Genomic DNA, 574 nt, shown 5'->3' with positions numbered 1-574 from the left:
GTGCAGGCCCGTGCGCGCCAGCGCGCGCCCGAGGGCGGTCGGGGCGCCCGCCGCGTCGAGCGCGCCGAGGGTGCGCAGCACCTCGCGGGCCGCCGCCAGCGGGCCCGCCGGCGGCTGGTCGAGCAGCGGCAGCGAGCCGGGGTCCCCCCAGCCGGCGGTGAGCAGGGCGAAGGCGGTGAGGTCCGCCGTGGCGATCTCCGGGGCGGGGTGCGCCGGCAGCAGCGCGTGGTCGGCAGCCGACCAGGCCCGCCACACCGCGCCCGGCGCCTCGCGCGCGGCGCGCCCGGCGCGCTGGTCGGCCGCGGCCCGCGAGACGCGGACGGTGTCGAGCCCGCCGAGGCCGCGGGCGTGGTCGCGGCGCGGGACGCGGGCCAGCCCCGCGTCGACGACGACCCGCACCCCCGGCACGGTGAGGCTGGACTCGGCGACGGAGGTGCTCAGCACCACGCGGCGCCGCGGCCCGGGGCGCAGCGCGGCGTCCTGCTCGGCGCCCGAGCGCCGCCCGTGCAGCGCGGCGACGTCCTCGTCTTCCTGCCCGGGGTGGGGGAGATCGGCGCCGTGGGCGGGCGGGTGC

Annotated in this window: 1 protein-coding gene; it reads right to left on the bottom strand. The window is 83.3% G+C overall.

Going from position 1 to position 574, the window contains the following annotated elements; translation table 11 throughout:
• Positions 1–574, bottom strand: a 574-nt coding sequence (locus GTQ99_RS23855; RefSeq protein WP_276612507.1) for a helicase-related protein, incomplete at both ends; no start/stop codon positions are given.

It is taken from the genome of Kineococcus vitellinus (assembly GCF_009906315.1).
Lineage (GTDB): Bacteria > Actinomycetota > Actinomycetes > Actinomycetales > Kineococcaceae > Kineococcus > Kineococcus vitellinus.
The sequence above is the reverse complement of the archived record's forward strand: the minus strand, read 5'-3'. Positions and strand labels throughout refer to the sequence as shown.